This is a genomic window from Lacrimispora struthionigena (assembly GCF_048627165.1).
GTDB lineage: Bacteria > Bacillota > Clostridia > Lachnospirales > Lachnospiraceae > Lacrimispora.
The window spans coordinates 1,120,055-1,140,138 of sequence record NZ_JBMBWP010000001.1 but is presented as its reverse complement, the minus strand read 5'-3'; the positions used below and the strand labels follow the sequence as shown (position 1 = coordinate 1,140,138).

Below are 20,084 nucleotides of genomic sequence, written 5' to 3'. Positions count from 1 at the left end.
GCAAACCCACATTAACCAAGAAGGTTTTCTACTCCTGGTTTCTTACCTTCTTCAACCCTAAAAAAGAATTCACTGTATGTATCAGTTACAAAAATCTCCATTAATTCTCTCATATTCCATATTAGGTTTGCGTTATCAGCATCTGCTCTATCTAGCCAAAATACTCTACCTTCATCTGAGGACTTTAACTCTCCTTCTGTATCTAGTTCCATCCTCTTGTATCCAATCCTTAAAACCACATGGTTGCGGAAGTCTTAAATCAAGACTCTCTTGAAATACAGTACTTGTGTAAAAAAGACAAACGTTTAGCAAAAATCATTTCCATGGTTGGTGAAATAACTCAACAGTGAACAGAACGGATATGTATAGAGCTTATCTCCATTCTCCAGGCCATTGATGAGCAGACGCTTGTTGAATTTATCTAAATTATTCAAGGCACTATAAAACTTTTGATATGCAGAAAGCAATAAACCTGGCACAGATACACCCCCTATATATTTGTAGTTCTTTGAATGAGCTTTGAAAAGAAGATTTTAAATGTAAAAATCGGGTTAGTGGCTAACCATTATTGTTTATCCAGGTGTCCATCATAAACATAATGGAAATAAATTATTATGGTTCAACTTTTTATTTGCTAAAATGGTGGTTGGAAGTGATACTTTTGTTTTATATCTATCAATTCTTCTGCGTATGGGAATTCCTTCATTAATAAGTAAGTCTTTAAAGAAGCACATAGCTTATATTCACGTGGATTTCCATAACTTGTCCAATCGCTGTCATATACCAAATGATTTTGTACAAACAGACTTAAGCAAGCTCCATAGTTTTCGGACAATTTCATCTCCATGCTATTCTTACTTTCCCACATTTTTATATGTTCAATCTGTTTTTCAGCCATCCAACGATCACCAAAAGAAGATACTTTTTCTTCAACTATATACGTCAAAAACAATTTTACAACATCGTCAAATTGACCTGAGTTCCACATAGATTCAAACGTATCTCGACCCAATTGTCGATGTTCCTTAATACAAGGAGCTAATTCTCTAAGGATACTTTCTGCCCTTGTTGAGTAGTCCCTGAAAACATTAACATCCAGTTCCAATGTGCCATTAACAATTTTACCACTACCTAACGAGGATAATAAATCAAAAGCATTATCTATATTGAAATCATAGATTTCTTCATCATTTATCCAACTAGATAAATCCTCTTTCTTCAATCTTCGAACTTTTTTTTAAATGATGTAATAGAGAACAATACGCTCATCATCAGTAGTAACTTCAATTATTTTTTCGAGGGTCGCAGCGGTAGGAACAAATGACCTGGAGGCTATGTATTTCAAGTATTGATCTTTTAATTTTCGCACCTCAGCAGTTATTATACTGGCTTTCACCTGTTGTGCGGAAATTACATTCCGAACAGTATCGTAAATATAAGAAATATCATCATCACAATCTAGTCGTCGAATTTTGTATTCATTATTGAGAAAACCGATCATACTATCCGACGATATTTCCGGTAACGCAATAGGAATGGCGGGTACTGAATCCATAAACCAAATAATACCGGCTTCATTTAAACAATATGCGCTTTTATAATACTCCTGTGATAGAATAACAATATTAACAGCGCTTGTTTTAATAGCATCCTTAACCTCAGATGAAATCTTCTCGTTAATATCATTTCCAGGGAGAGAAGAACAAAATATAAGGTCTCTTGAAATACCCATTCTAACAAAGAAATCAAGAAGTATATCCGCAATCTCTTTATCAATTGACCGATGGCTGATAAATATTGTTGGATGCGTTTCTATTGACACGACGCTCTCACCTTTTGCCATCTTTTCGATGCTGTCAGCAGTAATCAACCACATGTTCTATTTTGTAGCAATTGCTTTTAGTTCCTGCCTATAGTCAAACTCAGCGCCAACTGGTACAACTTTGCCACTGGTTGACAGGTTTTTACTGAAGTTCTTATCGACAACGCTATATTTTGCAACCAATTGACCATAGAGTGCTTGAGATCCATTACGCTCTTGATAATTTTCACATATAGCGATATCCTTTTTAATTTCTTCTTCAAGTTGTGGCGTAATAATCATAATTGGATATTTCCTTTCTAACATAGTAGTAACTTAATATATTTGATCATATTCCGAATAATATGAGGCCATTTCATAATAGATGTTTCCCCTTTAATAATAATTTCTAACTACACATTATTGCTATTACATGCTTAGTTTTATTTAAATCATTAACCAATATTTCTTATAATTTTATACATACCTACATTCTTTAATTTGAGTACTTTATTTATTTTATGACATATTGTAAAATAATTCAATCAAATAATGGTAATTTATTATTCGATTATCCACTTCTTCTCCATAATAATTACCATATTTGCATAACTTCAATAATAGCCCCTTGTCATCTACAATTAGGGCAAAAAAAGAGGCACATTCTCAAACTGAAAATGTACCTTTTTGCCCTTGATTTACCAAGTGTCCCGTCCCTATAAGTTATTATTTAAGCCACAAGCGATCATGCCTGCGGCTTATTATTAAAGTGGAGATAGTGGGATTCGAACCCATGACCTCTTGAATGCCATTCAAGCGCTCTCCCAGCTGAGCTATACCCCCATGACGGCTATTATAGCAAAGAGTAAAAAAAATTGCAACTAGATATTGCATTTAATAAAAAAAATGTTATAATACATTCAGAACAACTGCATATAGATGTCTTCAGGGCAGGGTGAAATTCCCGACCGGCGGTAAAGTCCGCGAGCGCTCAGAGCGCAGAATTGGTTAGATTCCAATACCGACAGTAAAGTCTGGATGAAAGAAGATGTGTTAAATGATGATAATACACCTGTCTATTTTTAACACCTGAAAGACACTCTTTCAGGTGTTACTTATTTTTCAGGAGGTCTGTATCATGAATATGAGCAGAAAAGCAAACAAGTTAACTGTAATGGCAATGTTGTGCGCATTGGCATTTGTAGCCGTAGTGGCAATCCGGATTCCGTTAATCCCTATCGTTCCATTTTTGGAATATGAACCTAAAGATGTGATTATCCTGACCGGTGGATTCTTATTTGGTCCTATGTCCGCAGCTGTGATCTCCATCATCGTCTCTTTCATCGAAATGTTTACAATCAGCAGCACAGGAATCATTGGACTTATTATGAACATCCTTTCCACAGTGGCCTTTGTTTGTCCTGCTGCCTACCTCTATAAGAAACACCATTCCATGAAGGGTGCCTTCCTTGGTATGATTGCCGGAACACTTCTTATGACACTGATTATGGTACTTTGGAACTATTTAATCACACCGATTTATATGGGTTATCCCAGAGAAGCTGTGGCAAAGCTTCTGCTTCCTGCCTTCGTACCATTTAATATGTTAAAAGGCGGAATTAATACAGCACTTACATTATTAATCTATAAACCACTGGTTACTACACTGAGAAAATCAAATCTCTTAAACTTTGCTGATACTTCAACCGAGAAGAAACGTAGTCTCAATCTTGGTATGACACTTACAGCTGCAGTCGTTTTAGCTACCTGCATTATGATAATCATGGTAATGAAAGGCGCAATGTAAAGCAATAAATATAAAACAATAAATGGAAAAAGGTAAAAGATCCGCCCTCTACAAACCGGCAGGATCTTTTACCTTCTTCTTTATCTGGTAAATTCTCTCCAACGCTTCAGACTGTCTATGGAAAATGTATATTCCGGCGTTACAACAGTATCCTTAATCTCATTGCTATAATACCATGGATCTGCATCGTGAAGGGGATTATTCAGCACATGAAACTCCTGCGCCGGCATATACCCCTGTGCCAGTAAAAAGCACCGGTTTCCTGACTGATCTTCTGCCACATCCACAACCATAACGCAATGTCCGGGACTTCCTCCCCGAATCAGCAAATCACCTGCCAGCACCTGGTTTAAATCAGTCCTGGTACACTCTTTCTCAAGAGAAAGCGTTCCTGCATATACCATAACCTGCCGTAAATATTTTACAAAGCTTTCTTTGCTGTCATCATAAGCTGCCTTCTGCACCCAGGATACATTGTTTTTATCCACCAGCAAACGCTTTCCGGCTCTCCATGACGGATAGTCCATAAAAAAACCATTGGTCAAATGAAATGCAATACCATCATAGGCTCCCACTGACCATAAATATTCTCCGTACATTCGTATAACGCTGTCTGCACATTGCTGTAAATCACCTTCTACCAAAGGCATGGAAAATACTGCGGCGTGGACATCCTGGCGTCTTTTCTCCTTGCCGTCATATAAAAGAACGGGACTCTTGTCCGGTTTCATGGAATACTGTCTTAAATATCCCTGCAAACTTCCAGCTGGTTTCTCCAGCCTTTTATAACCGGCAGGAACCAGGAAACGGCTCTCCAGCGTAGATCCGGCAGGATCTAAAAGCGAAACCTTATCGCCAGCCACAACGCTTTTGGCCGTCGTGTTTTCTTTCTGGCTCTCTTCCAGAGAAACCATAGAAAGATCTTGTTCCGGCGCAGACGCATGAGGCACAGGCAGCTCTTTCAGTACAATCCCCGAATGACCTGACTGCACCGAAACAGCTGCCACACAAAGTATCGCCCCGGTTATCAATAAACTGATGGTTCGCTTCATAATAAGACCCCCTGCATACTGGTAGTGTTTCCCACACTCTTTTCTAACATTGTAGCATAGTCTTATTTTGATTACCAGAAGGAATCTTAACGCTTAACTCTTACCCCTTAACCGCTCCTGCCGTCATTCCGCCCATAAACTGCTTGCTTGCTGCCATATATACCAGGATAATCGGAACAATGGCGATGGCAGAACCTGCGAACAGAATGTTCCACGCTGCCGCCCCGTCTCCGGCATTCTGAAGAGCAACGACTCCTACGGTCAGGGGACGAAGCTTTTCATTGGTCATGGTAAAGATTAAAGGAAGGATGTATTCGTTCCAGCCGCCGCGGAATGATAACAAAGCAACACTTGCCAAAGCCGGTTTTATAACAGGTAAAATAACTCTGTAGTAAATTCCGAAAAAGCTGCAGCCATCTATTTTTGCTGCTTCATCCATTTCCTTAGGGATGCTGTTCATAAATCCATGAATCAGGAATACATACGTTGCCTGGCCGCCACCGGCTGAGATCAGTATGATGGAGATCAGTGACTTGTTCATGTGCAGTTTTACAGCCAGTTCAAACAGAGGACGGAGTGCAACGCTGCCTACATTGATAAACATGAACATTACCATGGAATTATAAATAAGGCTTTTCAGCTTGAATTCTTTTCTGGAAAATACATAGCCTGCCATACTGCTTACAGTAAGGGAAACTGCCATTACACCAAAGCTGAGTACAAGGCTGTTCATGGTGTATCTTGAGAAATTCGCCATTTCCCATGCCTGTTTGTAGTTATCCAGAATGAATTTCTGGGGAAGCAGGTTTACGCCGCCGCGAACAAGTTCGTTATTGGTTTTAAAGGAACCAAACAGGATATAAATAACCGGATAAACAGTGAAAAATGCCAGTGTTGCAAGAAGAAGAAAAATAACAACATTAATCATTTTAGTCTTTCGGGATTCTACGGAATGCCCTGTTCTTTCTTTTGCCATTGTTTTCTCCCTCCTATGAAATGTCATCCATTTTTTTGCTGATCTTCAGATATATGATGGTGATAACTCCTACGATAAGCGCCGAAACGATGCTGAGAACGGAGCCGTATCCGATCTGCAGCGGGGTTTTTGCTCTTGAAGTGCCAAATACCATCTGGAAAATGTAGGAAAACATCACATGAGTCCGGTTGTTGGGACCACCTGCCGTCAATACCAGTATGGATTCATAATCTTTAAATGCGGTGGTAATGGCAAGCATGATAACCACTTTTAATACAGGTCCAAGCATTGGGAGTGTGATCTTGAAAAAGGTCTGAATTCCGTTTGCCCCGTCAATCTGTGCACTTTCGTATACGTCTGAAGGAATCCCTGCCAGACCGGAAATCAGGAGGATCATGTAATTTCCAAAACCTCCCCAGACTGCTACTATGACCACTGCTGCCATGGCGGTCTTTCCGCTTCCCAGCCAGTCGATTGGCTGCTGTATTACTCCTATGCGCTGCAGGAATGCATTTAAGACTCCGTTATAAGTTGCGAAGATAAAATACCAGATGAGACTGTATACCGCTGAGCTGATGACAGTGGGTAGGAAATAGATGCCCTGCATCAGTCCGCTTCCAAACCGTTTTCTCTGTAAAAGCACTGCTGTCATCAGAGAAAGAGGCAACAGAAAGACAAGCTTTAAAATAGCATATTCAAAGGTGTGAAGAACACTGTTCCAGTATATTCCATCTCCGGTAATACGTTTGAAGTTTTCAAATCCTACAAAATATGCCTTAAAACCATTGTAATCATAAAAAACATATCGAATCAGCCATGTAAATGGATACACCGACATTACCAGGATAAAAAAGATGGTGGGAATCAGCATCAGCCACATAGGGATATCACCATGATCCCAGCTCTTTTTGAACCGGCTTCCCAAAGATTTGTTTGAATTCATTTCCTTCACTCCTTATTTTTATTCTATAATCGTTTTCCGCTCCTGCCCGCCCAGTGAAAGAAAGGCTGCTGCAAGACAGCAGTTCTGTTTGCAGCAGCCGTAATACCAATTTACTTATCCAGATATTCCACTGTGCCTGCGCCTGGATGAAGAGGATCATAATCCTTAATAACCACACGTTTTGTCTTGCCCATTTTTACTTCTTTATCCAGAGCATCATTATAGGTCTGATTTAATTTTGCAATTGTTTCATCGATTGATGGTCCTTCCGGGAGACATGCATTCCAAAGTGCGTCTCTGTAATTCTCGCCGTCTGGTGTTACAGATGGAGCAACGGGATATACTGCTTCATAATCAGCACCTGCAAAATCTGCCATTCTTCCGGTTTTGCTCTTATCAATCTTGCTTTCCATATATTTAGAGATTGGCAGAGAATAACCGCCTTCTAAATAACCTTTTAAAACTTTTTCAGAACCAAAATATTCAATAACTTCCCATGATTCCTTTGGATGCTCAGTAAATGCACTCATCATCCAGCCAGTGTTTGGAGAGCAGGTTTCCGCACCTTTGATCTCACCGTCTAAAGTTGGCAGCTGTGCAACGCCCCACTGAACTTTAGCTGGGAACTGCTCAGTTAAAACGGTTGCTTCCTGGGACGCATTGCCATGAATTGCTGCATGACCTTCTGCAAACTGTACACGAACCGGGTCAATCTTCATGGAAGTGGAACCTGGGAAAACGCTTTGATCCTGAAACATCTGGCGTACGGTTTCAAGGTATGGTTTAAATCCGGTAAAATCAAATTTACCTTCTTTGTAGTTATATAATTTAACTCCGCTCATTTCAGCAGAATGCTCCAGCCAACGCTCGAACGGGCCGCTTGCTCCCGGGAAAATGATGCCGTAATAATCGCCTTTTCCAGCCTCTGTAATCTTCTTTGCCATTTCCGGAAGCTCACTGATCTTTGTTGGTGGTTTCAGTCCCAGCTTATCAAAGACATCTTTGTTGTAGATCATTCTGGAACCGCTTCTTTTGCCGCATGGAACCCAGTAAATCTTATCTCCTACTACGTTGCAGCCTTCGTATAAGTGCTGATCAACCTCATTTACTTTTTTGAATTCATCAGTCAGGTAATCATTTAAAGGCTGGATAATTCCATTATCTGTGAAGTTTTTAAAATCATCTCCGTTAATCTGAGAGAATATATCCGGTGACTGTCCGGAATTAGCCGCCATGGACAGTAAGTTTTCGTAGTTCTCTGTCTGTACCACATAATCAAGTACGATATGATCATTTGTTTTATTAAATTCATCCACCACCTTATTCATGTACTCCAGATCATGACGGTTATCTGTCCAGATAGTGATTTTCACCTTATCTGATGAAGCGGAATCCTTTTTTGTTTCTCCCCCTGCTGCTGCAGTTGTTGTTTCCTGCCCCCCTGATGCCGGTGCCGCAGTCGTTTGCTCTGCACTCTTTGCCCCACATGCAGTTAATGCAGATGCAGCCATCATACAGGCCATGCTCATTGCTGCCAGTCGTTTTGTTTTTCTCATAATTTCTGCTCCCTTCTTTTTGTTAACTATTACCTTCTTGTTGGTGATGTGCCTTAATAATAAATCATTTTCTCGAATGAAAACACCACTTTTTCTACTATGCATGTAACATTTTTTACGAAATATACTACTCATGGCCTTTCGCCTTGATTTTCATTATGCACAATGCTATAATTGCCTTGCTTTTTAATACGAACTGAGGAAAGGATGCCGCTATGAACCCAATATCCATGATTACTTTGCTGATTGTAGACGATGAAGCGGAGATCCGTTCCGGTCTTAGGTCCATTATTCCCTGGGAGGATTATTCAATCACACTGATCGGGACTGCTGCCAATGGCGCGGAGGCCCTGGATAAAATCCGCTTTTATGAACCGGATATTGTAATAACTGATATTCAAATGCCAGGAATGAGCGGACTGGAGCTGGTACGGCGCGCGAAAGAGGAACAGTTTGACTGTTCTTTTGTTATATTGAGCGGTTATGACGAATTTGAATATGCGAGAAATGCGATTCGGTATGGGGTAAAGGAATATTTACTGAAGCCCATTTCCATCAGAGATTTAACCGAACTGATCCAGAATTTAAAAGAAGAAATCTTAAGTAAACGGGACTATCACAGCGATCAGCTTTCTACACTGAGAAAACTGCGCAAAGCCCAGGTTTCCCTGCGTAAACAAAACTTAATCCCCCAGCTTCTTCGTGGTGAGCTTTCCGCCATGGAACTGAATAAGGTAATTGAGGAATATGGTCTTTCTATACGGGATAAGGAAAGCTGCGCCGTTTTAATCCAGGCATATTCCACGTATCAGTATACAGAAGAAACGTCTGAACTGGCATATACACTTGTCCCTTTAATGGAAGCTCTGGAAGAAGGATTAAGCGGGTTACCGGCACTGATCTCTGATTATCCTCCTGCCGGTCTTGTATTAATTGTAAATCTTCCGTTTCAGTCAGACCATTGGGACTCTCTTCATAAAATGCTGGAACATTATATTAACAGAATAAACATTGACGGGATGGTCTGTGTTACAGCTGCCATTGGCAAACCCGTTTCTTCTCTCTGTGGAATCTCCGCCTCTATCCAGGATGCAAGGCATATCATTACCTGGCATATTTATCCGGAAGCTGGCGCTGTTCTTGATTTTGCTGTTCTTGAATCGGGACAGCCCCCGGTCATTATGCCTGGTGACGATCTTTTGGAAGCTGTTTTAAAAGATGACAGAGATAACATACAGGCCCGTTTTAAACTCTATTTAGAGAAACTGACCACTCCTGTTCTTCCTCCACCGTCTTATCTTTACAGTATGTGCAATTATTTAATCATTACATTGCAAAGCCAGTTGTCCCGGTATCTTGACGGACCGCCGAAAAGCTATACCGGCAATTCCTTTGCAGCATTGCAGAGTTTAAATTCTTTGGAGGATATTGAGATCTTTATGGTAAAGGTCCCTTTCCGGATTTGCAGAGGAGCTGACGGTAAGCCAGGCTGCAAAGAACGATCCATTAATTCAGAAAGCCCTTGATTACATTAATAAAAATCTCTTAAAAAATCCCAGAACCGAAGATGTATGCAATTATCTGGGACTGAGCAAAAGCTATTTCAGCACTTATTTTAAAAATAAAACACAGCTGAACTTTCGGGATTATACCCTGGATTTAAAGATCAACTATGCTCAGGAACAGTTGAAATTTCAGGAACATACATCAGGAGAAGTCTCCCTGCTCCTTGGCTATGAAGATTACCGCTCCTTCAGCCGTGCCTTTAAGGCAAGAACCGGGCTTACACCTTCGGAATATCAAAAACAGTTTGCTGCCGGAGAAAGGAGCAGTTAATGATTAAGTGGTTTGCCAATTTAAAATTCCGTTACCAGTTAGTGACCGGAATGATTTTCATTACATCGGCTGCTCTTTTTCTCATTGGGCAGGTGTCTTATTTCTATTTTTATGAACGAAACACCAATGAAGTATTAAGAAGAGCCAGAAGCTCCGTAGAGATGGCCGGAGATTCCCTTTCCTACCAGTTTAATTCTCTCTCGGCTGCTACCAATCATCTTCTGGTAAAGGAGCCCTTTCCTAAGATGATCGCCGCTATCAACAACTACAATTTTACCGGTTATGCCAGATATTTCACGACTGCTACTGCTGTTACGGATTCATTCCTGCAAAATCATGATCTTGTAACCAATGTGCTGGTATGCGGTGATGATCAAATTATGTTCAGCCCCACCTCTCTGGGCATCAGCAATCATTTTGACCAACTTCTCCCGGAGAATATCTGGCAATATCCGCGCATTACCGTACTACCCACCCGTTTCAGCAATATGTTCGGCAAAAAAGGGGTGATTCCGGTTTCCTATCCGGTCTCCAGTATTCTGTCGTCCAAGCATCTGGCTTATCAGGATATACCCAACTGCAGAAAAGTCCGGTTCATTCTTCTGGTTGACACGGAGCAGATCCGGGATTATTTTAACCGGATGTCCAACCGCTACACTTACTGTATGTATCTGGCAGATGAGAACGGACAGCCTTTGGATATTACGGAAAAAGAGTATCCGGATGCATTTCTTCCCCAAATCTGTAAGTGGGTCGCAGATGGTTCACCCGGACAGGAAGGGACGGTTCAGGCGGATAATGAAGATCTGTTTCTGACCATGGATAAGATCAAATTCTGTAATTTAAATGTGGTTCACATGACAAAAAAATCGGCTCTCACCGGTGATATTAAGGAGATTCGTTCCTTCTTTATTCTGGTATGGATTGCCTGTTTTCTTGCGGCTGTTTTACTCAGCCTGGCTCTGTCCGGCCTTCTTACCAGAAATTTACGGGTGCTGGGAACAATTATTCGAAGCATTAACGACAAAACCTATACCAAACGGAAGGAATTTAATCATACAGACGAAATCAGCCTTCTGGGCGTCCAGTTAAACCAGATGTACGATACCATACAGCTGCAGCTTTTGCAGATTAAGGACGAGGAGCAAAAAAAGGCGATGGCGGAAATACAGATGATGTCGGAACAGATTAATCCTCATTTTCTTTACAATACTCTGGAATGTATTCATTTCCAGATATTAAATGGCCATTCAAAAACTGCAGAAGGAATGCTTGAAAGTCTGGGAAAATACTTACGGACTACTCTGAGTTTTGGAAAGACAATGATTTCAGTGGAAAAAGAAGTGGAACACGTCACTTCCTATATGGAAATCATGAACCGTCATTCTTCAAGCGGGATCCAGATGGAAACACAAATTGATCCTTTATTAAAAGACTGCCAAATTATGAAAATACTGCTGCAGCCCCTGGCAGAAAACTGCATACGCCATGGTTTCGACGGTTTCATAAGCGGCCTTGAACCGGTTCCTCCCCGGATTGATATCCTGATATCATCAGCTGATGACAACAAAATCAGGATTGAAGTAACGGACAATGGCAAGGGAATTGATATTGAAGTGGCAAATGCCTGCATTACAGAAAATTCTTCAGAGTCTCAGAAGCATTTTGGATTATCCAATATACAAAAGAGACTGAAAGCATGTTATGGGGATTCTTTTCACATCACATTTCAAAGTATTCCTTATTTAAAAAACAGCGTTATTATTGAACTTCCCAGGGATATTTAAAAACCGGATCAGTGTGGTTTTTCCATGCTGATCCGGTTTTTTCACCAATCTGCCATGTATCTTCCAGTTTTATTGTATTATATTACTATATCATTTATTTAAAATACTATATGTTTTATAACATTGTAAAAATATATTTATGCATATATATCTTTATAACAGTTGACAACATTAATTATTACTTTTATAATTTATTTTAACAATACTTCTAATTAAACATCAAGTTACTTCAAGGAGTGCCATTATGCCTAAACAAAAAAAAGTTTTAACTGACCGGGAAATGGATATTTTAAATATACTTTGGTCGTCAGAAAGCCCTTTAATTGCATCTGAAATTGCGAACAGTGACCCTTCCTTAACTATTAATACGATTCAGGTTGTATTAAGGAATCTGTTAAAAAAGAAACTGATTGAAGTAGCTGATATTGTGTATAGCGGTACTGTTCTATGCCGCAGTTACCGTCCAACAGCAGAATCTAAAGATTTTACACTGCAGAAATTCATTACAGAATTTAAAAATATGAAGAGCATCACTACACCAAGACTGGTTGCATCACTTTTAGAACATGAAAAGAATGAGGAGGCAGTTATTGCTGAACTTGAGAAATTATTAGAAGAAAGAAGACGTAATCTTAACAGGGAGGAGTAATATGGAATTCTCTATCCTTTCTCTTTTGACAATGACATTTTTCAGCAGTATACTCATTGTCATAATTTATTTTGTCCTGAGAGATAATCGTATGATAGAACGGATTGGAATGGCTGCGCTGGCTATGTGCATTGGTGCAACCATATTAAGATTATTTATCCCATTTGAACTGACCACATCAAGAAACATGCCAATAGGAAAACTTCTTCCTGCATTGATACGTTTCCTTGAAATTAAGATCATTCAATCAGGCGGGATCACCATCAGTCTGTTAGATGCCCTTTATATAATTTGGGTGTCCGGTATCATCATACAGCTGGTAAAAACATTTTATATATACACCCGTTTCGCAAAGACTATCACAAATAGCTGTTCCGTTATAGATGACGAAGTAAAAGAAGCTTTCTATCAATTAAATAGTGATTATAACAAACCTTTTTCAATACAGATTATACAAACTGATTTAATATCTACGCCAATGGTTTTCGGATTTTTCCGCCCCCGGATTATCCTGCCTGAGATTAAGCTTACAACCGAAGAATGGTACTGCATTTTAAAGCATGAATTATCCCATTATATTTGTGGTGATTTATGGGTGAAGTTCCTGGTGGAATTTTTATGCGCCATCTATTGGTGGAACCCTTTCGTCTATTTATTTAGCAATCAGATATCCAAAGCACAGGAAATACATATTGATCTTTACGTGACTAAATCCATGAATGAGAAAGACCGAATAAAATATCTGGAATGTCTGATAAAAATTGCTAAGATTCCCGTCAGCAGGAAACTGAATAAGTGGATTTTGTCTTTCAACGGTGAAAGCAGGAATATTTTGTCCCAGCGTTTTAACATTATTTTAAATCGCCCCAATTCATCAGACGAAACAAAGGGGGGAATATTTTTAACCTTATTATTACCGGTTTTACTCCTGCTAGCCTTGTCTTTTAGCATCGTTTTTGAACCATATTCAATCAAACCACAGGATGCGGCTGATACGGTTGAATTGACTAATCAGAATAGTTACTTAATACAAAATCCGGAAAGTGGCTACGATGTTTATTTAAATGGCCAGTTTTATGGACATATAGATGAAATCAAAGACTCATTTTCTGATTTACAAATTTATAAAAACATTACGGAGGTGTCCAACAATGAAAAAAACAGGTAAAAAATTATTAGCTGCTATTGTAGTGAGTTTAAACCTTGCAGCACTTGGTTCAGAGGTTGTATATGCAGAACCTTCTACCCAGCAGCCTGCTGTTCCACCAGTATTAAGTACATATGATACCCAGTCTTACAGTCCATTATCAGACATCATTGGCTGGAGATACAAATCAGTAGATGGTCATGTATACCGGCGTCAATACAATTATTCCAAGGAAAAATGGATCGGTGATTGGGAAGCCTGCTAGTACTCAAAAGCATCAAGAAATAGTCTTGATGCTTTTTCCTTTTATAAAAACCATATCTGATCAGCTAAGATCCGATTCGTTCTTTTCATTAAGCAATTTCTTTCTCTCTGCCAATAACAGTTCCAGTTCTTCTATTACTTTCTCCTCATTTTTTTCATGTTTCAGTAAAGTGGCAACTAAATTAGGTATGGAAACCTTATCATTTTCCTGAAATTGCCCAATAAACCGCTGCACTGCCATCTCTTTTTTAGATAACGCCGGCTTATAACTGCGGGTTAAGACTGTACCGCTATAAACGATATCATCCACTTCAATGTATTTTTTATCCAACAGTTTTCTAATAACGGACTGTACCGTGTTTATATTCAATGATTCGTCCATTTTAGTAATCTCTGAAGCAACCAATGGTCTGCTGCTTTCCCAAAGTATTGTCATTACATCCAATTCTCTCTTTGTTAATGATAGCTCCGTCTTTCCACTGGGCATTTTAATTCATTACCTCCTGTTTAAAAATCCAATTATATATTTTAAAGATATACTTTTTTTTTTACTTTGTCAATATTACTGCTCTTTTACTTACTTTGTCACTTGACAAATAATGTATTTTTATGTTTTAATTATATTGTAAAATAAATAATTAATCAATATTTATTTTACATTAAGGCAAAGAAGGGGGGGATTCCTTTGTTTGTTTAAAGTTTTACACACAGATACCAATCGTATAACACAAATTATTTGGAGGGTGAACAATGAAAACAGCTAAAAAAGGTAAAATACTGGTGGCATTGACATGTGCATTCCTGATGACAGCATCAGGAACTGCATTAGCAGCAAATCATAGCTTTACGTTCAAGTTTACTGATTTAACTAACAAGACTACATCCAGCTATGCAAAGAGTGATAATTCTCAATCCTGGTATCTCTCATTGGATAATAGCGGATCAAACAACATGTCTTCTGCCAATATTTTTGGCTGCAAAATGAATCGTACAAGCAATAACAACGTAGATATATACCATACGTTTTCTAATTACGTAAGTGGTTATGGAATTAGTTACCAAAGTAAGGTATATAAAAATGATAACATGTACATGGGAGCAAAGAAAGATAGTGCCAGTACAAGTACTAAGGCATTAACAATTTCCGGTAGATTTGCGCCGTAATACATACGAAATAGAATATCTGCAGGGAGAACCAGTGCTTTCAATATTTCAAGAAGCCGCCTATTATTGGGTGGCTTCTTGGCAGTGACTGATTATGTTAAGATAAGAGAGGTTAATTATGAAGAAAAAACTAAATACAATAGCAATGTTGTCGCTATTATTACTTGTAACAGGTTGTTCACCACAAACAAAACAGGCTGGTGAAAGCAATCAGCCAGCCGTTACCGTAACTGAGGATATCCAGAGCAATAACACCGGTGGTGTAAAACATATCAGCAAAAAATTATCTGATAATTTTTTTATAGATGCAGATGTTGAAGAGCCTGCAGCCAAAGAATATGCGGTTTATTCTATGAAAAATAAAATATTTGATAAAACCGCCTTAGACCTGTTTTTATTAAAAGATGATACCGACCGCACATTTACGGAGAATCCAAACAGGCCTCAGACGTTAATTGTGGATACCGGAAAAGGCAGCAGCCTTCTGATGGGGGACGGCAGTGTTAATTATCTTAAAAATGATATACGGGATTCAGAAATCGAATCAATAATCGAGAGTTATCTCCTATCCGGTAAGGTTAGCGAAGATACGAAAGAATTGGATTTTCAAAGCAAAGACGATGCAATTGCACTTGGCATAAATAAAATCAGAGAGGTAGTGGATTGTCAGGCTGAGGCGGTAAGAGCTGTTGCAATCAGCCATGAACGCTTAGAGCAGCTCCAGGATAGTTTATCTAAGAACGATATCTATCAGGCAGAGTTAAAGAACGGATCCTCAAATAAAATAGATGGATTATCCGCTGCAGATGATTTGTACTACATTCAATATGCAATAAAGGTGGACGATTTATATCTGTATAATGCTATTCTGGAACCAGGTATATCCATGAATATTGATGCATTCTGGGACAATAAAGTTAATGTAACAATTATGGTAGACCGTGATGGAATCCGCTATTTTACTTTCAATAACGTTTTTGACAGTTTTGATAAAATCAAGGAGAAAAAAGCAATAATAACCGCCGAAGAAGCATTACAAAAGGTGGAGGAAAAATATAATAATATTATTCTGACGGACAAAACTACTATATCAAGAATATGGCTGGAGTATATTCCCGTACCAGTCAGCTGGAAAGATCCGTCTGACATTGAACTGAGACCATATTGGTGCATTCAGCTGGACATTACAGATAAAGACGGACTGACAAGCAATGCAGAAAGAATAAACGCAGTAACAGGGGGAAATCTTGCCAATGGAGAATAAGCATAAATTATTCAGCATGGTTAGCCGGGGAATTGCAACTGCAATGAAAGAAGGGTTTTTACCGGCTGCAGCAGGCGTTGTTTTATGCATTTTTCTGGATACCTGGAATCAGCTCCCATTTCTCTGGAATGGTCATGCTGATGTAAATTATTATTGGTTTAATTCCTTTTCATTTGGTGGGTTTTATAGCGTATATATCATTCCCATGCTGTCCTGCATTCCTTATGCAGCCAGTTTTTGTGAGGAATACCGTTCTAATATGATAACCGTTCTGGTGTCGAAAATAAATATTAAGACGTACTGCATCTCAAAAGTCATTACAACAGCAGTATCCGGCGGGTTATCATTAGCAGCCGGAGGGATTTTTTTTATATTTCTTGCGTCAAGGTTCACAGACCTGATAAACGAACGGACGCTGATAGAATCACAGGGGTTGCCATATTATGCCCTAATGAAGAGCGGAAATGGTATCACATTCTTTATAGCCGCTGTCTTTCTTCTATTCCTTTCCGGAGTATTATGGTCAAGCATTGCACTATTGGTATCCTCATATGTTTGTAACCGCTATATGATTTTTGTAACTCCCTTTATTTCATCATTTTTTTTGACGAGACTAAATGTAATTTTAAATGTACCTGATATTTTTCGTTTAGATCTGCTGCTTCACGCAAGAAGCAGCTTTGGAACAGATATGGAGACAATTTTTATAACAACTCTTATGGTCCTTGTCCTTGTTATTGCTTCTGGATTTTTATTCTGCAAAAGAGCAAAGAGGTTGATTAAAAATGAACAATTTATTTAAAGGAATTCGAATATTTGGGATTCAGCTAAAACGGGAAGGGCTTCAACTGAGAGTTCTGAGTTTATTTATTATTATTGGAATATTTATTTACTCTTACCTGGAGCCTGTAACAGTTTTTTCTAATGCAGTAAATATCAGTATTGCACCCTGGGCATTTTCTCATTTAACCAATGATTATATATGCCAGATTGTATTCATGAGTGGTGCTGTATATTTATTTTGTACAGCACCTTTTCAAGGTGAAAATTATTTCTATACCATATATCGTTCCGGCAGGATGTGGTGGCAGCTGGGTAATGTTTTTTATATTATTTTTATGTCATTTGCTTATGTTGGGTTTATTCTGGTTACAAGTATGGCAAGCCTGCTTCCACACATCTGTTTTTCCAATGACTGGGGGAAGATATGGGGCACTCTGGCACAGACAAATGCAGCTGCCCAGTTTCAGATACCGTTTATCGTTGACAGTTATATTATTGGTGTCTTTTCTCCGGCAGAAGCAACCACCATAAGTTTTCTTCTGGAATTTGCCTGTGTGATATGGCTTGGGTTAATTATTTATATTTTCAATTTCATTTCTCATAAACCTGTCGGTGTAATAATAGGAGCATTTTTTGTTCTTTTGGATGTAGTAATATCGAATTCGTTTTCAGCTGAAACCTTTTTGATCTCTCCTGTAACACTGACTCAATTAAAAGCTTTATCCGGAATTAACGTCCAATACGGTCTCACACTTCGTTATGCTGCATTGTTTTTTGGAATAACGCTGATTTGTCTGATTGGTATCTGCCTGACGCTTGGAACAGGAAAACAAAAGGTTGGGAGGAAGGGTAAAATTAATGGATAGATTCATACAAGTTATTGATGTGTGTAAGACACTGGAAGGTCAGGAAATATTAAAAAATATTAATCTGGAATTTGATTCTTCCAAAATACATGGTATTATTGGCAGAAATGGTTCCGGAAAAACTGTATTGATAAAATGCATCTGCGGATTTATGCCAGTATCTTCAGGATCCATATTAGTGGATGAAAAGAGGATCGGTTACGATACTGAGTTCATTGAAAATACTGGATTCATAATTGAAAATCCAGGCTTTCTAAACAGATATTCCGGATTAAAGAACTTAAAATATCTGGCTTCCATACGCAAGATCGCAGATGTTGACCGGCTGCGTGAATGCATGAAAATGGTTGGACTGGATCCGGATTCTAAAAAAACAGTTGGAAAATACTCACTGGGAATGCGTCAACGACTTGGCATCGCTCAGGCGTTAATGGAATATCCGGATATTATTATACTGGACGAACCAATGAACGGGCTGGATAATTCCGGAGTCATGGAAATACGGAAAATTCTTCTTCAGTTAAAGGCTGAAGGCAAACTTATCATTATAATCAGCCATAATCGGGAGGATATTAATTCATTATGTGATAAGGTCTATGAGATGGATAAAGGGGAAATAAAGCAGGTTTAAGTGCTTAAAAAGACCGGTACCCCAAGGTACCGGTCTTTTTGTATTTATAACATTTAAATTTAAGTTGATCTGGTTAAATCTCTCACAGAGCGGTTCTTATAACCAAGCACCGAAGATAAGGCCCCCAGGAGACCAGTGCACAGAAACATAACTGCCATTCCACTTCCAGTTCCTTTTCCAACTATACTTTGTAAGAAAACTGCTGCGGTGTAATCAGAAGCCATAAATGGCTCAAATACATAATCCGCCAGATATCCTCCAAGCAGCAGGCCGATGGGTACTGTGGAATACTGAATTCCATTGCGGATTGCAAAAATTCTACCCTGAATGTTCTCTGGAACAGTCCGGTACAGCAGTGCATTTTGTCCCGCCATAATAAATGGTATAGGTAAGCTAGCAAAGATTCCGGCTGCAGACCACGCAAAAACATTCCGCCCTGCTCCCATAGTTAAATCTCCAAGTAAAAATGAAATACCTGCTGAAAGATAAATCATTTTACGGGGGCTTTTTGTCTTTTTGCCGGAAGCAACCATAATACCGCCAATAATCCCTCCTGCTCCCATCATACTGTTTACCAGTCCAAAGACTCCTGCATTTCCTCCACTTCTTGCCAGAATCATAGGATTAAGGATGTTCTCATAGGTCAGTCTGGAGAAAAAGTTAATCAATGCAAGGCTGAGCATCAGATACAAAATACCTGGCTCCTTCTTTAAAAATTCTATATGCTCCCGATTTTTCCGTCCTGCATGCGTACGATGAGTTTTTGATGTTCCGGTATTCTCCCTTGGGTTAACCAAAAAAAGTGTAATCATACAGAAGGTAAAGGTCAGCAGATCAATGGCAAGCACCAGCCGGATCCCAAAAAAGCCTACAAGTGTACCGGAAAGAACTGGTGCGGTAACCATGATTAAATTGGAAGAAAATGAATTCAGACCGCTTGCCTTTTCATAATTTCCATCTGTAATCAACTGCCCGGTTACAACTGCTGCAGCCGGTGACTGAAATGCATTCATAAACCCGATTACTGCATTTACAACATAAATCTGCATCAGTGCCAGACTTCCCCGAAACAAACTAAAAAGTATGCTGATTGTACAAACAGCCGCTATGGTATCGGAAATAATTAAAATTTTCTTTTTCGATGCCCGGTCAATGAGTGTCCCTCCAAACATACTGACTATTATGTAAGGCAGATAATTGCAAAAAGACATAAACGACACTGCCATTGCTGAATTGGTCTGTTGATAAGACCAGAAGGTCAAAGCCAAAGATGTCATAGAACTGCCCAGTTGAGATACTGCCTGCCCCAGCCAAAATATCTTATAATCTGTATTTAATTTCGATTTCATTGTATTCTCTCCTTATAAGTAAATTCCCTATAAGTACAAAATCCAATGAGGACGAGATAATAATTATATGTTACTACTCTGTACAAGCCTCGTCCGTTCATCAGACCTTGTACAGAGAAAAGTGCTCAAATCAATTGATTGATTTCCCATCATTCTTAGTTTCTCACTTTCCTGTTTCCATTGATTGGTACAGCGTCTATTGTAACATA

The 20,084-nt window shown here is 39.0% G+C and carries 22 protein-coding genes, 1 tRNA gene and 1 riboswitch; of the genes, 12 read left to right on the top strand and 11 right to left on the bottom strand.

What is annotated here, in order from left to right:
* Positions 1–11: 11 nt before the first annotated feature.
* From ACOAOT_RS05185 to ACOAOT_RS05165, 5 genes are all read right to left on the bottom strand, one after another.
* On the bottom strand, positions 12–212 hold the full coding sequence (locus ACOAOT_RS05185; RefSeq protein ID WP_420216001.1) for an NUDIX hydrolase: 201 nt from the start codon (positions 210–212) through the stop codon (positions 12–14).
* A 422-nt stretch (positions 213–634) separates the two neighbouring features.
* Positions 635–1,222, bottom strand: a complete 588-nt coding sequence (locus ACOAOT_RS05180; protein ID WP_420216000.1) for a hypothetical protein — start codon at positions 1,220–1,222, stop codon at positions 635–637.
* 15 nt (positions 1,223–1,237) lie between these two features.
* Positions 1,238–1,822, bottom strand: a complete 585-nt coding sequence (locus ACOAOT_RS05175) for a TIR domain-containing protein (RefSeq protein WP_420215999.1) — start codon at positions 1,820–1,822, stop codon at positions 1,238–1,240.
* A 57-nt stretch (positions 1,823–1,879) separates the two neighbouring features.
* A complete protein-coding gene (locus tag ACOAOT_RS05170; protein ID WP_420215998.1) occupies positions 1,880–2,104 on the bottom strand; it encodes a hypothetical protein in 225 nt (74 codons plus the stop codon).
* A 467-nt stretch (positions 2,105–2,571) separates the two neighbouring features.
* A tRNA-Ala gene (locus ACOAOT_RS05165) sits at positions 2,572–2,644 on the bottom strand.
* A gap of 94 nt (positions 2,645–2,738) precedes the next feature.
* Positions 2,739–2,855: riboswitch (FMN riboswitch) on the top strand.
* An 84-nt stretch (positions 2,856–2,939) separates the two neighbouring features.
* Between ACOAOT_RS05165 and ACOAOT_RS05160 the strand changes: the two genes are divergently transcribed.
* A complete protein-coding gene (locus ACOAOT_RS05160) occupies positions 2,940–3,608 on the top strand; it encodes an ECF transporter S component (RefSeq protein WP_420215997.1) in 669 nt (222 codons plus the stop codon).
* 80 nt (positions 3,609–3,688) lie between these two features.
* On the opposite strand, the gene ACOAOT_RS05155 is transcribed toward ACOAOT_RS05160, so the two are convergent.
* From ACOAOT_RS05155 to ACOAOT_RS05140, 4 genes are all read right to left on the bottom strand, one after another.
* A complete protein-coding gene (locus ACOAOT_RS05155; RefSeq protein ID WP_420215996.1) occupies positions 3,689–4,660 on the bottom strand; it encodes a DUF4846 domain-containing protein in 972 nt (323 codons plus the stop codon).
* A 100-nt stretch (positions 4,661–4,760) separates the two neighbouring features.
* Positions 4,761–5,636 (bottom strand): carbohydrate ABC transporter permease, encoded by an 876-nt coding sequence (locus tag ACOAOT_RS05150; RefSeq protein WP_420215995.1) that lies wholly within the window; start codon positions 5,634–5,636, stop codon positions 4,761–4,763.
* Positions 5,637–5,649: 13 nt separating this feature from the next.
* Positions 5,650–6,579 carry a carbohydrate ABC transporter permease gene (locus tag ACOAOT_RS05145; protein WP_104436795.1) on the bottom strand — a complete coding sequence of 310 codons (930 nt, stop codon included), beginning with the start codon at positions 6,577–6,579 and terminating at the stop codon, positions 5,650–5,652.
* A gap of 110 nt (positions 6,580–6,689) precedes the next feature.
* Complete coding sequence (locus tag ACOAOT_RS05140; RefSeq protein WP_420215994.1) at positions 6,690–8,135, bottom strand: ABC transporter substrate-binding protein; 1,446 nt, start codon at positions 8,133–8,135, stop codon at positions 6,690–6,692.
* 215 nt (positions 8,136–8,350) lie between these two features.
* On the opposite strand from ACOAOT_RS05140, the gene ACOAOT_RS05135 reads away from it, so the two are divergent.
* The 6 genes from ACOAOT_RS05135 to ACOAOT_RS05110 all read left to right on the top strand — a co-directional run bounded on the left by ACOAOT_RS05135 (position 8,351) and on the right by ACOAOT_RS05110 (position 13,819).
* Positions 8,351–9,661 carry a response regulator gene (locus tag ACOAOT_RS05135; protein WP_420215993.1) on the top strand — a complete coding sequence of 437 codons (1,311 nt, stop codon included), beginning with the start codon at positions 8,351–8,353 and terminating at the stop codon, positions 9,659–9,661.
* Positions 9,609–9,971: a helix-turn-helix domain-containing protein gene (locus tag ACOAOT_RS05130; protein WP_420216658.1), complete on the top strand. Its 363-nt coding sequence runs from the start codon at positions 9,609–9,611 to the stop codon at positions 9,969–9,971. The genes ACOAOT_RS05135 and ACOAOT_RS05130 overlap by 53 nt, the downstream gene beginning before the upstream one ends.
* Positions 9,971–11,758 (top strand): sensor histidine kinase, encoded by a 1,788-nt coding sequence (locus ACOAOT_RS05125; protein WP_420215992.1) that lies wholly within the window; start codon positions 9,971–9,973, stop codon positions 11,756–11,758. The genes ACOAOT_RS05130 and ACOAOT_RS05125 overlap by 1 nt, the downstream gene beginning before the upstream one ends.
* 244 nt (positions 11,759–12,002) lie before the next feature.
* Complete coding sequence (locus tag ACOAOT_RS05120) at positions 12,003–12,407, top strand: BlaI/MecI/CopY family transcriptional regulator (protein ID WP_420215991.1); 405 nt, start codon at positions 12,003–12,005, stop codon at positions 12,405–12,407.
* Position 12,408: 1 nt separating this feature from the next.
* Positions 12,409–13,575: a M56 family metallopeptidase gene (locus ACOAOT_RS05115; protein ID WP_420215990.1), complete on the top strand. Its 1,167-nt coding sequence runs from the start codon at positions 12,409–12,411 to the stop codon at positions 13,573–13,575.
* Positions 13,559–13,819 (top strand): hypothetical protein, encoded by a 261-nt coding sequence (locus ACOAOT_RS05110; RefSeq protein WP_104436801.1) that lies wholly within the window; start codon positions 13,559–13,561, stop codon positions 13,817–13,819. The genes ACOAOT_RS05115 and ACOAOT_RS05110 overlap by 17 nt, the downstream gene beginning before the upstream one ends.
* Before the next feature lie 60 nt (positions 13,820–13,879).
* On the opposite strand, the gene ACOAOT_RS05105 is transcribed toward ACOAOT_RS05110, so the two are convergent.
* Entirely contained in the window at positions 13,880–14,305 is a 426-nt protein-coding gene (locus ACOAOT_RS05105; RefSeq protein ID WP_420215989.1) for a BlaI/MecI/CopY family transcriptional regulator, read from the bottom strand.
* 263 nt (positions 14,306–14,568) lie between these two features.
* Here ACOAOT_RS05105 and ACOAOT_RS05100 point away from each other — a divergent pair, with 263 nt between their 5' ends.
* From ACOAOT_RS05100 to ACOAOT_RS05080, 5 genes are all read left to right on the top strand, one after another.
* A complete protein-coding gene (locus ACOAOT_RS05100) occupies positions 14,569–14,982 on the top strand; it encodes a hypothetical protein (protein WP_420215988.1) in 414 nt (137 codons plus the stop codon).
* Positions 14,983–15,100: 118 nt separating this feature from the next.
* Complete coding sequence (locus ACOAOT_RS05095) at positions 15,101–16,246, top strand: hypothetical protein (RefSeq protein WP_420215987.1); 1,146 nt, start codon at positions 15,101–15,103, stop codon at positions 16,244–16,246.
* Positions 16,236–17,048 carry a hypothetical protein gene (locus tag ACOAOT_RS05090; protein ID WP_420215986.1) on the top strand — a complete coding sequence of 271 codons (813 nt, stop codon included), beginning with the start codon at positions 16,236–16,238 and terminating at the stop codon, positions 17,046–17,048. Before ACOAOT_RS05095 ends, ACOAOT_RS05090 begins: the two co-directional genes overlap by 11 nt.
* A complete protein-coding gene (locus ACOAOT_RS05085) occupies positions 17,032–17,895 on the top strand; it encodes a hypothetical protein (protein WP_420215985.1) in 864 nt (287 codons plus the stop codon). The genes ACOAOT_RS05090 and ACOAOT_RS05085 overlap by 17 nt, the downstream gene beginning before the upstream one ends.
* On the top strand, positions 17,888–18,526 hold the full coding sequence (locus ACOAOT_RS05080; protein ID WP_420215984.1) for an ABC transporter ATP-binding protein: 639 nt from the start codon (positions 17,888–17,890) through the stop codon (positions 18,524–18,526). The genes ACOAOT_RS05085 and ACOAOT_RS05080 overlap by 8 nt, the downstream gene beginning before the upstream one ends.
* Before the next feature lie 59 nt (positions 18,527–18,585).
* On the opposite strand, the gene ACOAOT_RS05075 is transcribed toward ACOAOT_RS05080, so the two are convergent.
* The gene (locus ACOAOT_RS05075; protein ID WP_420215983.1) at positions 18,586–19,875 is read right to left on the bottom strand and encodes an MFS transporter; all 1,290 of its coding nucleotides are present in this window, start codon (positions 19,873–19,875) and stop codon (positions 18,586–18,588) included.
* Between the last annotated feature and the right edge of the window lie 209 nt (positions 19,876–20,084).

Bases quoted from the DNA above. Each gene is read 5' to 3' on its own strand.
- ACOAOT_RS05085 (WP_420215985.1), top strand. From the start codon at position 17,032: ATGAACAATTTATTTAAAGGAATTCGAATATTTGGGATTCAGCTAAAA.
- ACOAOT_RS05140 (WP_420215994.1), bottom strand. From the start codon at position 8,135: ATGAGAAAAACAAAACGACTGGCAGCAATGAGCATGGCCTGTATGATG.
- ACOAOT_RS05090 (WP_420215986.1), top strand. From the start codon at position 16,236: ATGGAGAATAAGCATAAATTATTCAGCATGGTTAGCCGGGGAATTGCA.
- ACOAOT_RS05145 (WP_104436795.1), bottom strand. From the start codon at position 6,579: ATGAATTCAAACAAATCTTTGGGAAGCCGGTTCAAAAAGAGCTGGGAT.
- ACOAOT_RS05120 (WP_420215991.1), top strand. From the start codon at position 12,003: ATGCCTAAACAAAAAAAAGTTTTAACTGACCGGGAAATGGATATTTTA.
- ACOAOT_RS05125 (WP_420215992.1), top strand. From the start codon at position 9,971: ATGATTAAGTGGTTTGCCAATTTAAAATTCCGTTACCAGTTAGTGACC.
- ACOAOT_RS05105 (WP_420215989.1), bottom strand. From the start codon at position 14,305: ATGCCCAGTGGAAAGACGGAGCTATCATTAACAAAGAGAGAATTGGAT.
- ACOAOT_RS05160 (WP_420215997.1), top strand. From the start codon at position 2,940: ATGAATATGAGCAGAAAAGCAAACAAGTTAACTGTAATGGCAATGTTG.
- ACOAOT_RS05170 (WP_420215998.1), bottom strand. From the start codon at position 2,104: ATGATTATTACGCCACAACTTGAAGAAGAAATTAAAAAGGATATCGCT.
- ACOAOT_RS05115 (WP_420215990.1), top strand. From the start codon at position 12,409: ATGGAATTCTCTATCCTTTCTCTTTTGACAATGACATTTTTCAGCAGT.
- ACOAOT_RS05080 (WP_420215984.1), top strand. From the start codon at position 17,888: ATGGATAGATTCATACAAGTTATTGATGTGTGTAAGACACTGGAAGGT.
- ACOAOT_RS05110 (WP_104436801.1), top strand. From the start codon at position 13,559: ATGAAAAAAACAGGTAAAAAATTATTAGCTGCTATTGTAGTGAGTTTA.
- ACOAOT_RS05075 (WP_420215983.1), bottom strand. From the start codon at position 19,875: ATGAAATCGAAATTAAATACAGATTATAAGATATTTTGGCTGGGGCAG.
- ACOAOT_RS05100 (WP_420215988.1), top strand. From the start codon at position 14,569: ATGAAAACAGCTAAAAAAGGTAAAATACTGGTGGCATTGACATGTGCA.
- ACOAOT_RS05135 (WP_420215993.1), top strand. From the start codon at position 8,351: ATGAACCCAATATCCATGATTACTTTGCTGATTGTAGACGATGAAGCG.
- ACOAOT_RS05095 (WP_420215987.1), top strand. From the start codon at position 15,101: ATGAAGAAAAAACTAAATACAATAGCAATGTTGTCGCTATTATTACTT.
- ACOAOT_RS05155 (WP_420215996.1), bottom strand. From the start codon at position 4,660: ATGAAGCGAACCATCAGTTTATTGATAACCGGGGCGATACTTTGTGTG.
- ACOAOT_RS05185 (WP_420216001.1), bottom strand. From the start codon at position 212: ATGGAACTAGATACAGAAGGAGAGTTAAAGTCCTCAGATGAAGGTAGA.
- ACOAOT_RS05150 (WP_420215995.1), bottom strand. From the start codon at position 5,636: ATGGCAAAAGAAAGAACAGGGCATTCCGTAGAATCCCGAAAGACTAAA.